The following is an 18,038-nucleotide window of genomic DNA, read 5'->3' on the forward strand; positions in this document are numbered from 1 at the left end:
GCTTCATCGAGGAAGTCTGTTGTTATGAAAAATTTGAAAGTCAGCCTGGCCTGGCAAATTTTGCTGGCTATGGTGCTGGGCATTCTGTTGGGCAGCTATCTGCATTATCACAGTGACAGTCGTGAATGGCTGATTGCCAACCTGCTGTCGCCTGCTGGCGATATCTTTATCCACCTGATTAAAATGATCGTCGTGCCGATCGTGATCTCGACTCTGATTGTCGGCATCGCCGGCGTTGGCGATGCGAAACAGCTAGGCCGTATCGGCGCCAAAACCATTCTCTATTTTGAACTGATCACCACGGTGGCGATTATCCTCGGCATTACGCTGGCGAATGTCTTTCAGCCAGGCTCAGGCATTGATATGTCGCAACTGGCGACCGTCGATATTTCGAAATACCAGAACACCACGGCGGAAGTACAAAGTCATGCGCATGGGCTGATGGGGACGATACTGTCGCTGGTGCCGACCAATATCATCGCATCGATGGCCAAAGGGGATATGCTGCCAATTATCTTTTTCTCGGTCCTGTTTGGGCTGGGGTTGTCATCCCTGCCGGCAACGCACCGCGAACCGCTGGTGACGGTATTTCGTTCCATCTCTGAAACCATGTTTAAAGTCACCCATATGGTGATGCGCTATGCGCCAGTGGGCGTTTTTGCGCTGATCGCCGTCACGGTGGCGAATTTTGGTTTCGCGTCGCTGTGGCCGCTGGCGAAACTGGTGCTGCTGGTACACTTTGCCATTATCTTCTTTGCGCTTGTAGTGCTGGGCATCGTGGCGCGCCTGTGCGGGTTAAGTATCTGGATTCTGATTCGCATTCTGAAAGATGAATTGATTCTGGCGTACTCGACCGCCAGCTCCGAGAGCGTACTGCCGCGCATTATCGAGAAGATGGAAGCTTACGGCGCGCCAGCCTCTATCACCAGTTTCGTGGTACCGACCGGTTACTCATTTAACCTCGACGGCTCCACGTTATACCAGAGCATCGCCGCCATTTTTATCGCGCAGCTATACGGTATCGACCTGTCGCTGTGGCAGGAAATTGTACTGGTGCTGACGCTGATGGTGACGTCGAAAGGGATTGCCGGCGTGCCAGGCGTTTCCTTCGTGGTGTTACTGGCGACGCTGGGCAGCGTGGGCATTCCGCTGGAAGGGCTGGCGTTTATCGCTGGTGTCGACCGTATCCTCGACATGGCGCGTACTGCGCTAAATGTGGTGGGGAATGCGCTGGCGGTGCTGGTGATCGCCAAGTGGGAACACAAGTTTGACCGCAAAAAAGCGCTGGCCTACGAGCGCGACGTGCTGGGCAAATTTGATAAGACCGCCCAATAACGGATTGCCGGATGGCGCTTTGCTTATCCGGCCTACAGCGAAAGAGAATGTAGGCCGGATAAGGCGTTCACGCTGCCACCCGGCAACCTACTCCGGGTTGCCTGATGGCGCTACGCTTATCAGGCCTACAACGACTACGTTCATCAGGCAATAAACATCAGCCATTCGTTAGCGTTTCGAACTCTTCGCAACCGGTATCAAACCCTTCCAGACAGCTTAGATTCAACCAGTGCAACGCCTTCTGCTTATTCTTTTCAATAAAGCCCGGTTCACCGTTTAAAAACATCATTCCCGCCCAGTATTCTGAATAGCCGGTACGGGAAATGGCGGAACTGCGTTTGAAATACCTGGCGGCTTTTTCATCATCGGCGGCAATGCCCACGCCGTTGGCGTAAATCAGGCCAAGCAACATTTGCGCATCCACCGCGGAGTCGTTATCCAGATCTTCAGAGGCCTTTTGCAGCAGCGAGATGGCTTTTGGGTAGTCCGGACGCCCGGCCTGGGTGTTGACCAGGATCCGCGCCAGCGTAATTTCTCCCGCTTTACTGCCCGCGTTAGCCGCCTTTTCAGCCAGCTTTTTCGCGTCGGGATAATCCAGGCTTACCGGATTAGTGATTTTGATTTGCGCCAGTAGCGCGCAGGCGTCGGCGTCGCCACTGTCGGCGGCTTTTTGCGCCCAGTATTCAGCTTTGTTCAAATCGCCATAGCTCAACCAACTGTCGGCCAGAAAATATTGTGCGCGTCTGTCACCTGCCTCTGCTGCCTGCCAATACTGGCTACCCGGCTCAGGATCTGCGGCATGGGCAAAGAATGTCATAAACAACATCAATGCAAGAAGTAGTTTCATTTTGAGTTTTATTTAGGGTACGGAAAAGACAGTATAAAGAGATCGTATGGATAAAAAAACAGCCTCCGGGCGGAGGCTGTTATAGGGAAAATGCCTGATGGCGATGCTAATGCATCTAATCAGGCCTACAGTAGACGCAGGCCGAATAAAGCATTCTGATGCCGCCATCCGGCAGATCAACCCATTGCGCTTTCGCGCAGGCGGGTTTTCAGCTTGTTGTACTCATCAATCACATACTGCTCGGCGGCTCGCTGATCGGCGATCGGCTCAACGCGTACGGCGCAGTATTTGTACTCCGGCGTTTTGGTAATCGGGCTGAGGTTTTCAGTCACCAGCTCGTTACAGGCGCCAATCCACCACTGGTAGGTCATGTAAATCGCCCCTTTGTTCGGGCGATCGCTGACCTGCGCGCGGGTGATGATTTTACCTTTGCGCGAATGAACCCACACCAGCGCTTCATCTTCAATGCCCAGACGCGCGGCGTCGGCGGTATTGATTTGCGCATAGCCCGGTTCATCGGCCAGCGCGGCCAGCGCCGCACAGTTACCGGTCATTGAGCGGCAGGAGTAGTGGCCGACTTCGCGCACCGTCGACAGTACCATCGGGTACTCTTCGGTGAGTTTATCGATAGGCGCTACCCAGTCGCAGGTGAAGAACTGCGCCAGACCGTTGGGGGTATCGAACTTCTCTTTAAAGAGGTACGAGGTTCCCTGATCGGCATCTGACGTGTCGCGGCACGGCCACTGGATATACCCCAGCTCGCCCATTTTCTCGTAAGTGGCGCCGTAGAAATCCGGGCACAGATGACGCAACTCATCCCAGATCTCCTGGGTGTTGTTGTAGTGCATCGGATAGCCCATCCGGGTGGCGATTTCACTGATAATCTGCCAGTCGGTTTTCAGGTCCCACTTCGGCTCAACGGCTTTAAAGAAGCGCTGGAAGCCACGGTCAGCCGCAGAGAAGACGCCTTCATGCTCGCCCCATGAGGTAGAGGGTAAAATCACATCCGCCGCCGACGCGGTTTTGGTCATGAAGATATCCTGCACGATGACCAGTTCCAGATCCTCAAACGCTTTACGTACTGCAGAGAGTTCCGCATCGGTTTGCAGCGGATCTTCACCCATAATGTACGCCGCGCGCACTTCGCCATGCGCCGCACGGTGCGGCAGCTCGCTGATGCGATAGCCGGTATGCGCAGGCAGACTTTCTACGCCCCAGGCTTTAGCGAACTTCTCGCGGTTTTCCGGGAACTTAACGTACTGGTAGCCCGGATAAGTATCCGGCAGCGCGCCCATATCGCACGCGCCCTGAACGTTGTTCTGGCCGCGAACCGGGTTAACGCCCGCGCTTGGCTTGCCGAGGTTGCCGGTCAGCATCGCGAGGCTGGTCAGTGAACGCACGGTTTCCACACCCTGATAGAACTGGGTGACGCCCATACCCCACAAGATCGCTGCGCTTTTCGCGCTGGCATACATCCGCGCCGCCTGACGAATTTCCTGTGCGCTCACGCCAGTGATCTCTTCGACGGACTCCGGCGTATAGCCTTCGACAATCTTACTGTATTCTTCAAAACCTTCGGTACGGCTGGCGACAAACGCTTTGTCGTACAGGTTTTCTTCAATAATGACATGCCCCATGGCGTTGAGCAGCGCGATATTCGAGCCGTTTTTCAACGCGATATGCATGTCAGCAATGCGCGCGGTTTCAATTTTGCGCGGATCGCAGACGATAATTTTCGCCCCGTTGCGTTTAGCGTTAATCACATGATTCGCCACGATAGGGTGGGAATCCGCCGGGTTATACCCGAAGACGAACACTAAATCAGTGTTATCAATTTCATTGATAGCATTACTCATTGCGCCGTTACCGACCGATTGGTGCAGACCTGCAACCGATGGGCCGTGTCAGACGCGAGCGCAGCAGTCAACGTTATTGGTACCAATAACGGCGCGTGCGAATTTTTGCATTACATAGTTGGTTTCATTTCCGGTACCGCGAGAGGAGCCGGTTGTCTGGATTGCATCCGGACCGTACTTCGCTTTGATGGCGCTCAAACGTTCAGCGACGTAATTGAGCGCTTCATCCCAGGAAACAGATTCCAGTTTGCCGCCACGCTGGCGACGGATCATTGGGGTTTTCAGGCGCGGGGTCAGGATCTGGGTATCATTAATAAAATCCCAGCCGTAGTAGCCCTTCAGACACAGGGTACCCTGGTTGGTTTTCCCCTGCGCCGCCTCAGCCCGGACGATTTTGCCGTTATCGACCACCAGATTGATTTTGCAACCTGATGCGCAATACGGGCAAACCGTGACGACTTTTTTCATCGGTTTCGCTCCAGTTAATCAAATCGCGCATACGCGCTGTCGCCCTCAGTATGCATGTTTTATGCCACTTTTTTAGTATGGGCTTTCCCTGATATTACGGGCGAATTTTGCTCAAAACCCTGACGAAAAACAGGCTATCGTCAGTTTTGACGTGTCGAAAGAAAATACCGCATGACATTTATTATGGGGAGAAACGCGGAGCGCAGGCCAGATAAGGCGGAGCCGCTATCCGGCAATCTGCTCTGCCTGAAGTGGAAATTATCCGGATGGATAGACTCAAGGCCAGGGAACGCTTTGAGACTAACGCCAGGATAGAACAGGCCGCGGCAGGCAGTTCCATACCGCGGCCGGCTTCAGAGGAGGCTGAAAAGGATTATCGCGGCAAAAATAGCAGCAATAACGAGATATTTCAGCGCGTAATAGAGAGTGCGGTTTTTCTTTTTCAGACGTTGCCCGGCATCGCGTGCTGCGTGAACGTATTTAAAGATGCGATTAATCGCACCGGTGCGATCGTTCTCGTCGTTTGGCGAACTGGCGGCGGACATCAACGATGCGCCGACCCAGTGGTTTACGCTCTGCGCCCAGCGCCATTTCATTGGGCGCTCAATATCGCAAAAGAGGATAATACGCGTCTGCTCAGTTTTATTTTCCGCCCAATGAACGTAGGTTTCGTCGAAGATGACGGCTTTGCCGTCGCGCCAGCTATGGCGCTGTCGATCAACTTCAATAAAACAGCGGTCGTCATTCGGTGTGCTTAATCCAAGATGGTAACGTACTGAACCGGCATAGGGGTCGCGATGTTTTCCCAGATAGGCCCCGGGAGGCAACTCGGCGAACATCGCCGCTTTAATAGAGGGGATGCTGTTGACCAGCTTTGTCGTTATCGGGCATAACGTTTCCGCCGACGGGTGGGCATCGGAATACCATTTAAGGTAAAACCGTTTCCAGCCGCGCTTGAAAAAGGTGTTGAATCCGGCGTCGTTATTGGCCTGCGCGGCTTTTATGTGATGCTGAAGCCGTAGCGCCTCTTCACGAATCACCTGCCAGTTTTCCGTCAGCTTCTGCAGCTCTGGAAATGCCGTGGTATCAAAGTACGGCTGCTTTGCCGGTAACGTTGAGAAGCGAGTCATGAACATATTGATCGGCGCCATAAACGTCGAGTGGTCAAAGAGTTGACGGGAAAGTTTTTGTTTTTCCACACCGCGTGAATGCGCATAAATGACGCTGATAATAAAAATACCGATAATGATTGCTGCGAACATAACGTCACTGTCCTTCTAAGAAAACCTCATCCCGGGATTTTCAGGCAACCCTCCCGGTGATGCCAAAGAGAAAAGTGTAGTTCGTTGACAATAAATTTACATTTCTACAACTTAAAAGGGCCATTTTTGCTAAAGAAGCGAGTCAGCCCGTTTAACCTTTATCCAGGCTTGCCGACAGTAGAATTGAGATGGCTCCGCTACTTCACCCGGTGACGGCTGATTACGTTATGCCTTATCTCCTGATGACGGCTGCCAGATCACAATGCTTTCGTAAACCGAAAATGACTTTGCTTGTAACCTTCGCGAAGATAAAAACGGTGTGCATCGCGGCGTTTAATATTTGTGGAAAGCTCCGTTAGCTCGGCGCCCGCCTGACGTGCTTCTTCTTCTGCCCAGGCCAGAAGCTGACTGCCAATTTTTTGTCCCCGCATCGGCGGTAATACCACCAGCTCCTGAATTTCGCCAATCCAGTTGGCATGATGGAGATGAAACTGCATATGCAGGCTGATCATGCCGACTACCTCTCCGTTGCGTAGCGCTAAACGATAATGAAGGTTGGGGTCCAGTAAATTAGCGGCGAACCCATCCCTGAAAGCCTGATAATCAAGCTCATTTTTAAGTAACTCACAGATAAGCGCGTAAACAGAATCGGTATCCTCTGTTGTCGCGTGGCGTAATTCACAGACTGGCATAATGTCCTCCCGACGCTTCATCAGGATCAACCATCTTTCGCCAGACTGTAGCAAACTACCGTCATTATTTATTCTATGGCAGCTAAACGGCGGATAACGTGCAGCCAAAGATCAATCTGATGGCAAGGGGGAGGGCGAGCCTCCCGGGGAGTTAGGTGGCAGGCTGATGTTTAACCACGTTAATCATCCACGGCACCCCGAAACGATCGCTGACCTTGCCGAAACCCTGCGCCCAGAAAGTCTCCTGCCAGTCCATTTCGATTTGCCCTTGTGCGGCAAGGTTATCAAACCAGCGCTTCCCTTCTGCTACATCCTGGGTATCAAGCACCAGCGTAAAGCCGGAATAATGCGCCGTTCCCGACGCGCTGGCATCACTCATCATGATATCGCTGCCGGCAATGCGCATGTTGGCGTGGGCGATAGCAGTATCGGGAAAGCGCATTCCTGACGGGCAGCCCTCTTCGTTATCCGCCGCCGAGGGGGGCATTTCACCGAAGCTGAGTTTATAAAGCAGTTCTGCGCCTAACGTTTGTTGATAATACGCGATGGCGTCGGCACAGTTGCCGGCAAAAGAGAGATAGGGACTTAACGGCATGATGGTTACCTCAGGTAAGAGATGCTCGTTAAGTGTAGTTCGAAATTGGCACAATATTGTCGGTGGCAGGGCCGCTCAGGCCCGGTAAGCAAGGCGCTACCGGGCAATGACACGGTAAATCAGTTCTTTTTCACGAACTCGGATTTCAGTTTCATCGGGCCAAAACCATCGATTTTGCAGTCGATGTTATGGTCGCCTTCAACCAGACGAATGTTCTTCACTTTGGTGCCGATTTTCAGCATGGAAGAGCTACCTTTTACTTTCAGATCTTTCACGATGGTGACGCTATCGCCGTCTGCCAGCAGGTTGCCGTTGGCGTCTTTGACAATCAGCTCATCGCTCTCCTGAGCGGGTTCCGCATCGTTCCATTCGTGAGCGCATTCCGGGCAGATGAACATGCCGTTATCTTCGTAGGTATATTCGGAGTTACATTGCGGGCAGTGGGGTAATGACATGTTGGTATCCTCAAAAAGTCAGCGGGGGCAAACGCGCCCAAAAATGGCAGATCGCCGAAAAAGGCCGCAATTATACACAAAATCCTTAGCGTTGTCGGGACTATTGCCGCTTTTATAAAAGGGTCTGCGCCACGCCAGTCAGCAATGGTTTACACTCGAATAACCGCTTTTTTACTGTCACCACAGCGCATTAGGGCGTCCTTATTTACACCTTTTGACCGAATTGACATATATGTGTGAAGTTGATCACATATTTAAACCCTGTTAGGGTAAAAAGGTCATTAACTGCCCATTCAGGCGTCAACAGGTTCGGTTGTACAGTCCGTAACCGGACAGTGTAAGTAAACCTGCTACGCTTGTATGAGGGATAGCGTTCGCGCCCCTCCCTCCGCTCGACGGCGACGCTGGCGCGGTATGCCAGTGCCCGCCGTATATAGCGCTACAGGGCTTAGCCTATGAGGACAGCTATGCTGAAAAGGAAAAAAATAAAACCGATTACACTGGGCGATGTGACCATCATTGATGACGGTAAACTTCGCAAAGCGATTACCGCCGCCTCGCTGGGCAACGCGATGGAGTGGTTTGATTTTGGTGTTTATGGATTTGTTGCCTACGCGTTGGGTAAAGTCTTTTTCCCCGGCGCCGATCCCAGCGTTCAAATGATTGCCGCGCTGGCCACGTTTTCCGTTCCCTTCCTGATTCGTCCGCTCGGCGGGTTATTCTTTGGTATGCTCGGCGATAAATACGGGCGCCAGAAGATCCTGGCGATCACGATTGTGATTATGTCGATCAGTACCTTCTGTATCGGGTTAATCCCCTCTTACGCGACGATCGGTATCTGGGCGCCAATACTGTTGTTGCTGTGTAAAATGGCGCAGGGCTTCTCGGTTGGCGGGGAATATACCGGCGCGTCGATCTTTGTCGCGGAATATTCGCCGGATCGTAAACGCGGATTTATGGGAAGCTGGCTGGATTTTGGTTCCATCGCCGGGTTCGTGCTGGGCGCGGGCGTGGTGGTCTTGATCTCGACGATTGTCGGCGAGGAGAATTTCCTTGAGTGGGGCTGGCGTATTCCGTTCTTTATCGCCCTGCCATTGGGGATTATTGGTCTCTACTTACGCCATGCGCTGGAGGAGACGCCAGCGTTTCAGCAGCACGTGGATAAACTGGAGCAGGGCGACCGCGAAGGGTTGCAGGATGGGCCGAAAGTCTCCTTTAAAGAGATTGCCACCAAACACTGGCGTAGCCTGTTGTCATGTATCGGTCTGGTGATTGCCACCAACGTGACCTACTACATGCTGCTCACCTACATGCCGAGCTACCTGTCGCATAACCTGCACTATTCTGAAGATCACGGCGTGTTGATTATCATCGCCATTATGATCGGGATGCTGTTTGTGCAGCCGGTGATGGGGCTGCTGAGCGACCGTTTCGGTCGACGTCCATTTGTGATTATGGGCAGCATTGCGCTGTTCGCGCTGGCGATCCCGGCCTTCATCCTGATTAACAGTAACGTTATTGGCCTGATTTTTGCCGGTTTGTTGATGCTGGCGGTGATTCTGAACTGCTTTACCGGGGTGATGGCCTCGACATTGCCGGCGATGTTTCCGACGCATATTCGTTACAGCGCGCTGGCGGCGGCTTTTAATATCTCTGTATTGATTGCCGGTCTGACGCCAACGCTGGCGGCCTGGCTGGTGGAAAGCTCGCAGGATCTGATGATGCCGGCGTATTATTTGATGGTCATCGCGGTGATAGGCTTGATTACCGGTATTTCCATGAAAGAGACGGCCAATCGTCCGTTAAAAGGCGCAACGCCAGCGGCGTCGGACATCCAGGAAGCGAAGGAAATTCTGGGTGAGCATTACGATAATATTGAGCAGAAAATCGACGACATCGATCAGGAAATTGCGGAGCTGCAGGTCAAACGTTCGCGTCTGGTACAGCAACATCCGCGTATCGATGAATAAATTTCGCGCTTAAGGTTCGCTTAATCTCTCGCGGGCATACTCTCCTCCATACCTTTGGAGGAGAGCGTCATGAAAAGCTATATTTATAAAAGTTTGACGACCCTGTGTAGTGTGCTGATTGTCAGCAGTTTTATCTATGTGTGGGTCACGACGTATTAAACGCCTGTTATGCCTTTTTCAACAGCACCCAGGCACGGGTGCCTGTTCTTTCCGTACGGTTTTGCAGGAAAAACTGTCCCTGATGTAGCTGGGTGATGCGGCTGACGATACTCAGCCCCAGGCCAATTCCGCCATAACGGCTGTCCATCCGCACGAACGCTTCGCTTAGCTTCCCGCATTTGCTTTCATCAATACCCGGCCCCTCGTCTTCGACCGCCATAATAGCGTCGGGGTCGGCGCTAATGTGGATAGTGATATGGGTTCCTTCAGGGCTATAGCGATGCGCGTTTTCCACCAGATTTCGCAGCAACATACGCAGTAACGTCGCGTCACCGCGCACCACCACGTCCGCCGCGCTTTCCGGCAGCAACAGAGTTTGCTGGCGCGTTTCCAGCATGGTGTTCAGCTCATCGTAGGAAGGGAGGATCACATCTTCCAGCAGTTTTACTTCCTGATAATTCCCGGAAGAGAATGACTGGCCCACGCGCGCCAGTTGCAGAAGCTGGGAGACGCTATCCATCATCTGGTCAAGACGGGCGATAAGCGGCGCGACATCAACATTGTGGGTTTTTGACAATAATTCCAGATGCAAACGCACCCCCGACAGCGGCGTGCGTAGCTCATGGGCCACATCGGCGGTAAAAAGGCGTTCATTGTCGAGCGTGGTGGTCAAACGCGTAACCAGTTGATTGATCGCCGAGACGACGGACTCAATCTCAAGCGTGGAGCTGTGAATGGCGATCGGCGCCAGATTATCCGCCGTTCGCGCTTCCAGCTCTTTTTGCAGTTCGGCGAGCGGACGGGTAATACGCCGTACCGCCTGGTAACAAATTAGCAGCGTCAGGCTAACCATAAATACGCCGGGGACGATCAGGCTGGCGACCGCCTCGCGAATTTCGTGCATGATATGGCGATCGTTGTTGCGATTATCCCGCAGCGCCTGCTCGAACAATTGGATTTGCTCAGTGCTTTCATGCCATAACCAGAAGGTACTGATTAACTGGAACACCAGCAGAATAAGACCAATTGTCAGCATTAAACGCTGGCGAAGGGTCATCGCTCTTCGCTGAAAACGCATCAGGCTCACTTAGCTTTCCTCAGTGGCAACCAGCATGTAGCCAAACCCGCGAACCGTGCGAATGCGCGACTTGCCGACTTTGTCGCGCAAATTATGTATATGCACTTCCAGAGTGTTGGTCGAGGGTTCGTTATCCCAGTTGTAGATATCGTTATAAAGAATTTCCCGGTGCACCGGACTGCCTGCCTTGAGCATCAACCGTGAGAGCAGCGCGTACTCCTTAGGCGTCAGGGTCAGTTCCTGTCCATCCCTCCATGCCTGATGGCGGCCTATATTGAGCGTCAGATTGCCAACCGTCAGTTCACTTTCACCCTGATTATTATGGCGGCGCAGCAGCGCGCGGATGCGGGCGTGCAACTCCTCCAGGGCGAAGGGTTTAACCAGATAATCATCTGCGCCGACATCCAGCCCGGTAATGCGATCGTTGAGCGTATCGCGGGCGGTCAGAATGAGTACCGGCAGGGTATATTTTTTCTGTCGGATTCGCGTCAGGAAATGCAGGCCATCCTCATCGGGCAGCCCTAAATCCAGCACCATCAGACTGTAATGACCAGACTCCAGGCTATGCTCGGCGGCACGCGCTGTCGAAACGCCATCACACGCATAGCCTTCGGTTTGCGCGGCGAGTATTAACCCCTGTAATAATAGCGTGTCGTCTTCAACAATCAGTATCTTCATTCGCTTAGTCTCCTGCACGGTTGCAGAATATCATCTGCGGCCTGGTAATACGTCGTTTGTACGCCGGTTAATCCCAGCATGGTTGAGAAAAGATTGTCCTGTGAATAATCCAGCGTGCTCGCCCGTTTTTGCAGGCAGGCCTGATCCACCTGATAACGCTGTTGATAATCTTTAGAAAGCCAAATGAGCATCGGGACATGTTTTTGCGTATCCGGCGCAATGGAATACGGCAAACCGTGTAAATAAACGCCATTTTCACCCAATGATTCGCCGTGATCGGAAAGATAGACCAGGCTGGTGGTGAATTTATCCTGATGAGATTTCAGCAGGTTAATGGCTTTATCTACAATATAGTCCACGTACAGCACGGTATTATCATAGGTGTTGATCAACTGCTGTTGGGAACAGTTCTGAATTTCGTTAGTGTCACAGGTTGGGGTAAATTTTTTAAACTGCGGTGGATAACGGTTGTAATAGGTTGGGCCGTGGCTGCCGATGGTATGTAATACAATAACGCCATCGCCTTTCAAATGGTCGATATAGTCTTCCAGACCGTGAAATAACACTTCATCGTAGCACTCGCCGTCGATACATTGTCCGGGCAGGTTTAGCTCGGTGACATTTTGATGCGGAACGCGATCGCATGCGCCTTTACAGCCGCCGTCATTATCATTCCACAGTACGTTAATCCCCGCGCGCTGGATAATATCCAGCAGCCCTTCCTGGTGATGCGCCAGCTCTTCGTCATAATGTTTGCGCGGCATATCAGAAAACATGCAGGGAACGGAGATCGCGGTCGCCGTACCGCAAGAGGTGGTATGCGGGAAGTAGATCACATCGTCTTTCGCCAGCCGCGGATTGGTGTCGCGCGGATAGCCGCCAAGAGAGAAATCATCGCCGCGCGAGGTTTCGCCAACGATGAGAATCGTCAGGTTTTTGCGATCGCCTTTCAGCATTAATGGATTGCGATGGGCATCCTCGCCAATGCGTACCAGCGGCAAATTCGCCAGCCGTTGATGCGAATACCATGACCAACTGGCGACAATACTGTTCGATGGGCTTAACGATTTGATCAACTGTTTATTATTTCGAAATAGCGAGGCGTAATCTTTATAGAAAAAGGCGGCGACCAGAATAACTAATAAAATAGAGATCAGGACGCTGGCCAGGCGGTAAAGCCCGCTACGTAAGCGCGGCGTCGCCGGGCGGATTTTGACCCAGAAGGCAATCACGGCTGCCAGAACGCCGCTTAATCCCAGCGTCAGCACCATTTGCGGCGTCATCAGCGCAAAGGTTTCCGCGGGCGTGGTATCCATCATATTGGCGATCATGGAGCGATCGATGATGATGCCGTAAGTCAAAATAAAATACTGCGCGGCAGCGCCGACCAGAATAAAAACGCAGGCCAGCAGTCGGTTTAGCCAAATAAATGAGGCCAGCGTCAGCACACTATTGACCACGCTAAACGCGACGACCGGCATGGAAATAAACACCAGCACATTGCGCAGCGAGTTTAACGGTAGGTCTTGTAGTACCTGCTTGTAGAACGCAATGTTCAGGCAGACGGCAATATAAAAGGAAAAAAGCAGAAGCCAGGCGATTTGCCCAAGAACAGGTCTTTTAAGAAAGCGCTTTAACATGTTGATGCGTCCATCGATTCGGTGACGCTAATCGTGACAAAGTAAAATTAAGTGAACCTTAAGAACTTAATGTTGGTGGCGGCCGGATAACCTGCGCTATCCGGCCTGTTGCGATAACATTAACTACACGTGGTCAATCCTGTTTAACCGGCGCATCCAGCGGATACGGGTTTTTGTGAATACGGTTGTAATTCAACGCATACAGCGCGGTGATCACCATCAACGTGACGAACGACCACATCACTTCTTTGGCGCCGGAACCGATGACCGCCCAGATGCAATACACAAACGCGACGAAGGTAATCAGCAGATACAGCGGGCGCGCTTTACCAAAGTGACCGTGGCCCAATAGCAACAGCGCGGCACAGGTGTAAAGATAAGGCACCAGGGTGAAGATAACCGACACGGAGGAGACCAGACCAAACTCTTTCGCGGCGTTCGGCGACATACTGCTGAACTGGAAGATAGTCATCAGCACGCCGACGATAAGCAACCCAGCCACTGGCGTACCGGCTTTATTAACCCGTGCGAAGATTGGCGGGAAGAGACCATCGTCCGCCGCCGCTTTTGCGGTTTGACCGGCAAGCAGCGTCCAGCCGCCGAGAGAGCCCAGGCAACCTGCTGCCGCACAGAAGGAAACAATAGCCCCTGCGGTATCGCCCAGCGCCATACGCGCCGCGTCACCGAAAGGCGATGCCGACACGCGCAGCGCCGCGTTGGGGATCATCCCCATAATCGCCGTTGTGGAGAGCACATAGCAGACGGCGGCGATCAGTACCCCGCCGATGGTGGCGATAGGCACATTGCGTTTCGGGTTTTTGACCACACCGGCCGCAACGGAGGCGCTTTCTACCCCGATGAATGACCATAGCGTGACGTTCAACGTGCTTTGAATCGCCCCGAAGGTATTCATGCCGCTCACGTTCCAGGCCGCCATATAGGTTTCGCCTTTAAACCAGAACCAGCCGAAGACCGCAATCCCTACGATAGGCACCAGCGCCAGTACGGTGGCGACGGCCTGTACGCGGGTAATCATTTTCGGCCCGACGATGTTCAGCAGAACAAAAATCCACAGCACCGCGACGCAGGTAAGCGTTAATACCAGCGGATCTTTCAGAATCGGGAAGAAATAGCTCAGATAGCCGACGCCGATAACGACCATCGCGATATTACCGATCCAGCATGCCAGCCAGTACAGCACGTTCGTTTGATAGCCCAAAAACGGCCCGAAGCAGCGGCGTGCGTAGGCATAAGAACCGCCGGGACTGGGATCTAAGGACGACATTTTGGCATAAACCATCGACAGCGCCAGGGCGCCGATGATAGTGACCAGCCATCCGTAGATTGCAATCCCGCCAGTGGCCGCCAGGTTGGCAGGGAGTAAGAATACCCCTGAACCCATAATATTCCCCGATACCATTAAGGTGACGGGGATTAGGCCCACTTTGTGAGCATCAGCATCCGAAGACATAATTTGGACTCCTGAAAAGGTGACTTCGTTACGATAAATTACGTCGTATCATACCCCCTCAGAATGCCGCTGAATTATGTCGGAGACGGGTTATCGCCAATGCTGTTATTATCGTGTCTTATCGTTGAGTGTAGAAAAATTAGGCAGCCGATCGTTCCCGATGTTGGCTAACATAATGCAGGGGGGTCATACCATAAAACTCTTTAAACACGGAAATAAAGTATGATGTGCTGTTATACCCACACAGCTGTGAGACTTGAGAGATATTTTTCCCGTCCATTAATAATTGGTTTACGGCATAACGCATTCGGCAGGTCGTGATTATTTGGCTATAACTGGTATTCTCGTTTTTGAGCTTTTTCTTTAACAAGCTTGGACTCAGGCACAGGCAGCTGGCAACGGCGCTCAGATTCCAGTCTTTATGAATATCGCTCTGAATGATGTGGTAAACGCTGTCACTGATGCGGCTGCGTAGCATGTGCATTAACAAAGAAATAAATTTTTTGTGGTCAAGAAAGCGGGATAAAACGGTGAAAAGGAGCGCACGGGTACGTTCACTAACAATTTCATCCGGTGTTTCCATCGCGCTGTAGCGGGCGGCGACCCTGAAGATATCCGGCGTCAGACAGTTGGCGGTCAATAAGGGATCGGCGTTGCGTTGCCAGACGGGAAGGTGTGAGAGATCTTTATTCAGGAATTGTAAATAGTCTTTAATATTATTGCGACTCACTTGTATTACTAGCACGCTATTTAATGATGAAATGTCAATAACGTTATTTTCACAAGCCAGAATGGCCATATGATTCGCTTTTAAGCTGATTGGCTCCTTACCATTTACTCGTAACCATGTATCTTTTTCGGTTAATAACACTATGCAAGGTTCGTTGCTGCAAATCCTCATACCCGAACTCCTGGAATATGAACATAAAATACCGGATCTCGCCAAACGGGAGAGATAACGGGGACTGAGTCAATTGTGTGATGAATTGAAACTGCACTAAAATAACTTTCCTGAATAATATTACAATATTTGTACGATGAATTAGGGTGTACAAAAAGTTGTACGCGAGTGGAAACTTGTCATTTTTGTATAAAAAAAGCGCGGGATGGGGCCCGCGCAAAAAGGTATGACAGTATTATTGTTTTGCAGCAATACTCAGGGAATACATGCCATCCTCAAAAAAAAGACTCTTTGTGATTAGGCTTTCACGCACATAACGTGATATACGCCATCAATAATTTCCGTGCCTTCGGTTTCATGCTCAAAGCCAGGGAAGTGATGATCCCAGGATTGCAGTGAGCGTAAGTAACCCACCTGCGGACTGTTTTCATCGCCAAAGTTTTCGCCGGAGAGCAGCATCGGGATGCCTGGCGGGTAAGGAATAACGGAGTTCGCCGCAATGCGACCCGGTAGATTTTCAATCGCCACCATTTCAATATTGTTGTTCACAATCGCGTTGTAGGCGTCGCGCGGGGTAATCTCCGCAACCGGCAGGGTGGAATAGGCGGCGTTGAGACGGGCGCCCGGGTTATTTTTACGTAGCCAGGCAAACATTTTATCGCCCAGGTCATGAATACCCATGTTCGCGTAAGTGTCAGGATAATCCTGCACCAGTTCCGGCATCACCTGCGCCAGCGGCGTATTCGCGTCGTAATGATGTTTGAAGGAGCACAGCGTGTTGATCAGCGTTCCCCATTTCCCGCGAGTTACCCCCATAGAGAACAGGAACATAATCTGAAAGTCGGTGGTGCGGGTCGGCACGATACCGTGGCGGCCAAGCCATGCTGTGACCAGCGCAGCGGGTACGCCGGATGCTTCCAGTTCGCCATCGTCGCCCATACCCGGCGCCAGGATACTGACTTTAATCGGGTCCAGCATACTCCAGTTATCCGGCAGGTCTTTAAAGCCGTGCCAGGTTTCTCCGGGGCGCATGACCCAGCAGTTCTGGTCGGTGGCCAGCAGTTTTGCCGGCGCGTCGGCGAAGTCATATGTTTTACCGGTTTGTGGATCGGTGACGACGTCTTTATTCCACGGTTTAAAGAACCAGTCGCCTTCATCGGTAAACTCTTTATAAAGACGCGCCATCGCCTGACGGAAATCAACCGCTTCGTCAATCACCTCTTGAGTCAGGGACAGGCCGCTGTTACCGTCCATCATCGATACCGCCACATCGTTGGATGCGCAGATGGCATATAACGGAGAGGTGGTGGCATGCATCATATATGCCTGGTTGAAGCGGGAGAAATTCACCGCGCCACGGCCTTCACGGACGTGAATGTAGGAAGCTTGTGAAAGCGCATTCAGTAGTTTGTGTGTGGAGTGGGTGGCAAACACGGTCGGACCGTTATGGTCGCCTGGCTCGCCGCGCATCGCGTAGTGATCGCAATAAATCGGGTTGAAGCGCGCATAGCCGTACCATGCTTCGTCGAAGTGAATGCGATCGCTGGTTTTTGCCAGCAGATCCTGCGCCTCTTTGGCGTTATAGCATACGCCGTCATAGGTACAGTTGGTCACCACGCTGTAAGACGGTTTCTGTCCGGCTTTGGTTTTGGTCAGCGGGCTGGCGCTGATTTTTTTCTGCAAGGTTTCAGGCTGCATTTCCTGCGGGTAGATTGGCCCGATAATGCCGTAACGGTTACGGCTTGGCACCATATATACCGGTTTGGCCCCAGTGAGGATCAGCCCCTGCTCGATGGATTTATGGCAGTTACGATCCAGTACAACGACATCATTATCCGTCATACAGGCCTGCATAATAGTACGGTTAGAACCGGAGGTCCCGACAACCACGGACCAGGAGCGGTCAGCACCGAATACGCGGGCGGCGTTTTTCTCGCTTTCGCCAAACGCGCCGGTATGGTCGAGGAGTGAACCGAGCGTGGTACGCTCAATCCCCATATCGCTGCGGAACAGGTTTTCGCCATAATAATCGTGATAAAAGCGACCGGCAGGCGTTTTAGTGAAACCGACGCCGCCCTGGTGTCCCGGCGCCGCCCATGAATATTCATGAATGTCGCTGTATTTCATCAACGCGTTAAACAGCGGCGGTAACAGTTGCTGGCGATACCGGGTCATGGCGGCAACGGCGCGTCCGGCGATAAAGTCAGCGGTGTCTTCCAGAATCCAGGCGAATTCATCGACAAGCTCCAGCAGGTCGCGGTCCAGCGATGCCGTCGCTTTTTCCCTGTCGCCTAACAGGAAAACGGGCACGTTTTGCTGACGCTCGTGAAGCTTACCGATCAATTGCCTGACGCTCAGGTGCTCATCCGGTTGTTCCATTTGGTAGCTAAACATCAGACAGTCAATGGCTTCGTTCGCGGACAAGATGGCATAGCCGTCATCGAAGGATGTCGATTTAATGACGGTAACATTTTGTTGGCTCAGGGCATCCGCCAGACGCTCAACCGCGTTGCCAACCCAGGTGTCCTGATGCAGAAACTCACTTTCAACAATTAATACTTTCATCATCTTTTACCCGGTTGTGGAGGCCGTGCAATTTACGCCTTGCCGACCCGCCGTATGAATGTGACG

The 18,038-nt window shown here is 52.3% G+C and carries 15 protein-coding genes; 3 read left to right on the forward strand and 12 right to left on the reverse strand.

The genetic code is table 11. From position 1 onward, the window contains the following. Nucleotides 1–24 precede the first annotated feature (24 nt). Nucleotides 25–1,335 carry a glutamate/aspartate:proton symporter GltP gene (gltP, locus tag ACLJRS_RS14470; RefSeq protein ID WP_000793278.1) on the forward strand — a complete coding sequence of 437 codons (1,311 nt, stop codon included), beginning with the start codon at nucleotides 25–27 and terminating at the stop codon, nucleotides 1,333–1,335. Nucleotides 1,336–1,492: 157 nt separating this feature from the next. Here the strand turns inward: gltP and yjcO are convergent, their stop codons facing one another. The 6 genes from yjcO to ACLJRS_RS14500 all read right to left on the reverse strand — a co-directional run bounded on the left by yjcO (nucleotide 1,493) and on the right by ACLJRS_RS14500 (nucleotide 7,510). Continuing rightward, nucleotides 1,493–2,182, reverse strand: coding sequence for a Sel1 family TPR-like repeat protein YjcO (yjcO, locus tag ACLJRS_RS14475; protein ID WP_410957835.1), 690 nt, complete (start codon nucleotides 2,180–2,182; stop codon nucleotides 1,493–1,495). A 176-nt stretch (nucleotides 2,183–2,358) separates the two neighbouring features. Continuing rightward, complete coding sequence (locus ACLJRS_RS14480; RefSeq protein WP_011233236.1) at nucleotides 2,359–4,506, reverse strand: formate dehydrogenase H subunit alpha, selenocysteine-containing; 2,148 nt, start codon at nucleotides 4,504–4,506, stop codon at nucleotides 2,359–2,361. Nucleotides 4,507–4,859: 353 nt separating this feature from the next. Next, nucleotides 4,860–5,768: a lipid A hydroxylase LpxO gene (gene lpxO, locus ACLJRS_RS14485; protein ID WP_000457031.1), complete on the reverse strand. Its 909-nt coding sequence runs from the start codon at nucleotides 5,766–5,768 to the stop codon at nucleotides 4,860–4,862. Between the two features lie 257 nt (nucleotides 5,769–6,025). Beyond that, nucleotides 6,026–6,460 (reverse strand): aminoalkylphosphonate N-acetyltransferase, encoded by a 435-nt coding sequence (gene phnO, locus ACLJRS_RS14490; RefSeq protein WP_001673662.1) that lies wholly within the window; start codon nucleotides 6,458–6,460, stop codon nucleotides 6,026–6,028. Nucleotides 6,461–6,611: 151 nt separating this feature from the next. After that, entirely contained in the window at nucleotides 6,612–7,055 is a 444-nt protein-coding gene (yjdN, locus tag ACLJRS_RS14495) for a VOC family metalloprotein YjdN (RefSeq protein ID WP_001131301.1), read from the reverse strand. 119 nt (nucleotides 7,056–7,174) lie between these two features. Next, nucleotides 7,175–7,510: a zinc ribbon domain-containing protein YjdM gene (locus ACLJRS_RS14500; RefSeq protein ID WP_000056482.1), complete on the reverse strand. Its 336-nt coding sequence runs from the start codon at nucleotides 7,508–7,510 to the stop codon at nucleotides 7,175–7,177. 467 nt (nucleotides 7,511–7,977) lie between these two features. Here ACLJRS_RS14500 and proP point away from each other — a divergent pair, with 467 nt between their 5' ends. Continuing rightward, nucleotides 7,978–9,480 carry a glycine betaine/L-proline transporter ProP gene (gene proP / locus ACLJRS_RS14505; protein ID WP_000919710.1) on the forward strand — a complete coding sequence of 501 codons (1,503 nt, stop codon included), beginning with the start codon at nucleotides 7,978–7,980 and terminating at the stop codon, nucleotides 9,478–9,480. Between the two features lie 69 nt (nucleotides 9,481–9,549). Beyond that, nucleotides 9,550–9,639: an LpxT activity modulator PmrR gene (gene pmrR, locus ACLJRS_RS14510; RefSeq protein WP_000844399.1), complete on the forward strand. Its 90-nt coding sequence runs from the start codon at nucleotides 9,550–9,552 to the stop codon at nucleotides 9,637–9,639. Between the two features lie 7 nt (nucleotides 9,640–9,646). Here the strand turns inward: pmrR and pmrB are convergent, their stop codons facing one another. The 6 genes from pmrB to adiA all read right to left on the reverse strand — a co-directional run bounded on the left by pmrB (nucleotide 9,647) and on the right by adiA (nucleotide 17,972). Next, the gene (gene pmrB / locus ACLJRS_RS14515) at nucleotides 9,647–10,717 is read right to left on the reverse strand and encodes a two-component system sensor histidine kinase PmrB (RefSeq protein ID WP_001212189.1); all 1,071 of its coding nucleotides are present in this window, start codon (nucleotides 10,715–10,717) and stop codon (nucleotides 9,647–9,649) included. A gap of 9 nt (nucleotides 10,718–10,726) precedes the next feature. Further along, the gene (gene pmrA, locus ACLJRS_RS14520) at nucleotides 10,727–11,395 is read right to left on the reverse strand and encodes a two-component system response regulator PmrA (RefSeq protein ID WP_000697899.1); all 669 of its coding nucleotides are present in this window, start codon (nucleotides 11,393–11,395) and stop codon (nucleotides 10,727–10,729) included. Beyond that, on the reverse strand, nucleotides 11,392–13,035 hold the full coding sequence (eptA, locus tag ACLJRS_RS14525) for a phosphoethanolamine transferase EptA (RefSeq protein WP_000919293.1): 1,644 nt from the start codon (nucleotides 13,033–13,035) through the stop codon (nucleotides 11,392–11,394). Before eptA ends, pmrA begins: the two co-directional genes overlap by 4 nt. Before the next feature lie 133 nt (nucleotides 13,036–13,168). Continuing rightward, nucleotides 13,169–14,506: an arginine/agmatine antiporter gene (gene adiC, locus ACLJRS_RS14530; protein ID WP_000093130.1), complete on the reverse strand. Its 1,338-nt coding sequence runs from the start codon at nucleotides 14,504–14,506 to the stop codon at nucleotides 13,169–13,171. A 139-nt stretch (nucleotides 14,507–14,645) separates the two neighbouring features. Further along, a complete protein-coding gene (locus ACLJRS_RS14535) occupies nucleotides 14,646–15,407 on the reverse strand; it encodes an AraC family transcriptional regulator (protein WP_001217075.1) in 762 nt (253 codons plus the stop codon). A gap of 297 nt (nucleotides 15,408–15,704) precedes the next feature. Continuing rightward, nucleotides 15,705–17,972, reverse strand: coding sequence for an arginine decarboxylase (gene adiA / locus ACLJRS_RS14540; protein WP_001669297.1), 2,268 nt, complete (start codon nucleotides 17,970–17,972; stop codon nucleotides 15,705–15,707). Nucleotides 17,973–18,038 lie beyond the last annotated feature (66 nt).

The organism is Salmonella sp. SAL00670, assembly GCF_046552235.1.
GTDB classification, from domain to species: domain Bacteria; phylum Pseudomonadota; class Gammaproteobacteria; order Enterobacterales; family Enterobacteriaceae; genus Salmonella; species Salmonella enterica.

Excerpts from the sequence above, each read along its gene's own strand:
- gltP (WP_000793278.1), top strand. The coding sequence starts at position 25 with ATGAAAAATTTGAAAGTCAGCCTGGCCTGGCAAATTTTGCTGGCTATG.
- yjcO (WP_410957835.1), bottom strand. The coding sequence starts at position 2,182 with ATGAAACTACTTCTTGCATTGATGTTGTTTATGACATTCTTTGCCCAT.
- lpxO (WP_000457031.1), bottom strand. The coding sequence starts at position 5,768 with ATGTTCGCAGCAATCATTATCGGTATTTTTATTATCAGCGTCATTTAT.
- phnO (WP_001673662.1), bottom strand. The coding sequence starts at position 6,460 with ATGCCAGTCTGTGAATTACGCCACGCGACAACAGAGGATACCGATTCT.
- yjdN (WP_001131301.1), bottom strand. The coding sequence starts at position 7,055 with ATGCCGTTAAGTCCCTATCTCTCTTTTGCCGGCAACTGTGCCGACGCC.
- ACLJRS_RS14500 (WP_000056482.1), bottom strand. The coding sequence starts at position 7,510 with ATGTCATTACCCCACTGCCCGCAATGTAACTCCGAATATACCTACGAA.
- proP (WP_000919710.1), top strand. The coding sequence starts at position 7,978 with ATGCTGAAAAGGAAAAAAATAAAACCGATTACACTGGGCGATGTGACC.
- pmrR (WP_000844399.1), top strand. The coding sequence starts at position 9,550 with ATGAAAAGCTATATTTATAAAAGTTTGACGACCCTGTGTAGTGTGCTG.
- pmrB (WP_001212189.1), bottom strand. The coding sequence starts at position 10,717 with ATGCGTTTTCAGCGAAGAGCGATGACCCTTCGCCAGCGTTTAATGCTG.
- pmrA (WP_000697899.1), bottom strand. The coding sequence starts at position 11,395 with ATGAAGATACTGATTGTTGAAGACGACACGCTATTATTACAGGGGTTA.
- eptA (WP_000919293.1), bottom strand. The coding sequence starts at position 13,035 with ATGTTAAAGCGCTTTCTTAAAAGACCTGTTCTTGGGCAAATCGCCTGG.
- adiC (WP_000093130.1), bottom strand. The coding sequence starts at position 14,506 with ATGTCTTCGGATGCTGATGCTCACAAAGTGGGCCTAATCCCCGTCACC.
- ACLJRS_RS14535 (WP_001217075.1), bottom strand. The coding sequence starts at position 15,407 with ATGAGGATTTGCAGCAACGAACCTTGCATAGTGTTATTAACCGAAAAA.
- adiA (WP_001669297.1), bottom strand. The coding sequence starts at position 17,972 with ATGAAAGTATTAATTGTTGAAAGTGAGTTTCTGCATCAGGACACCTGG.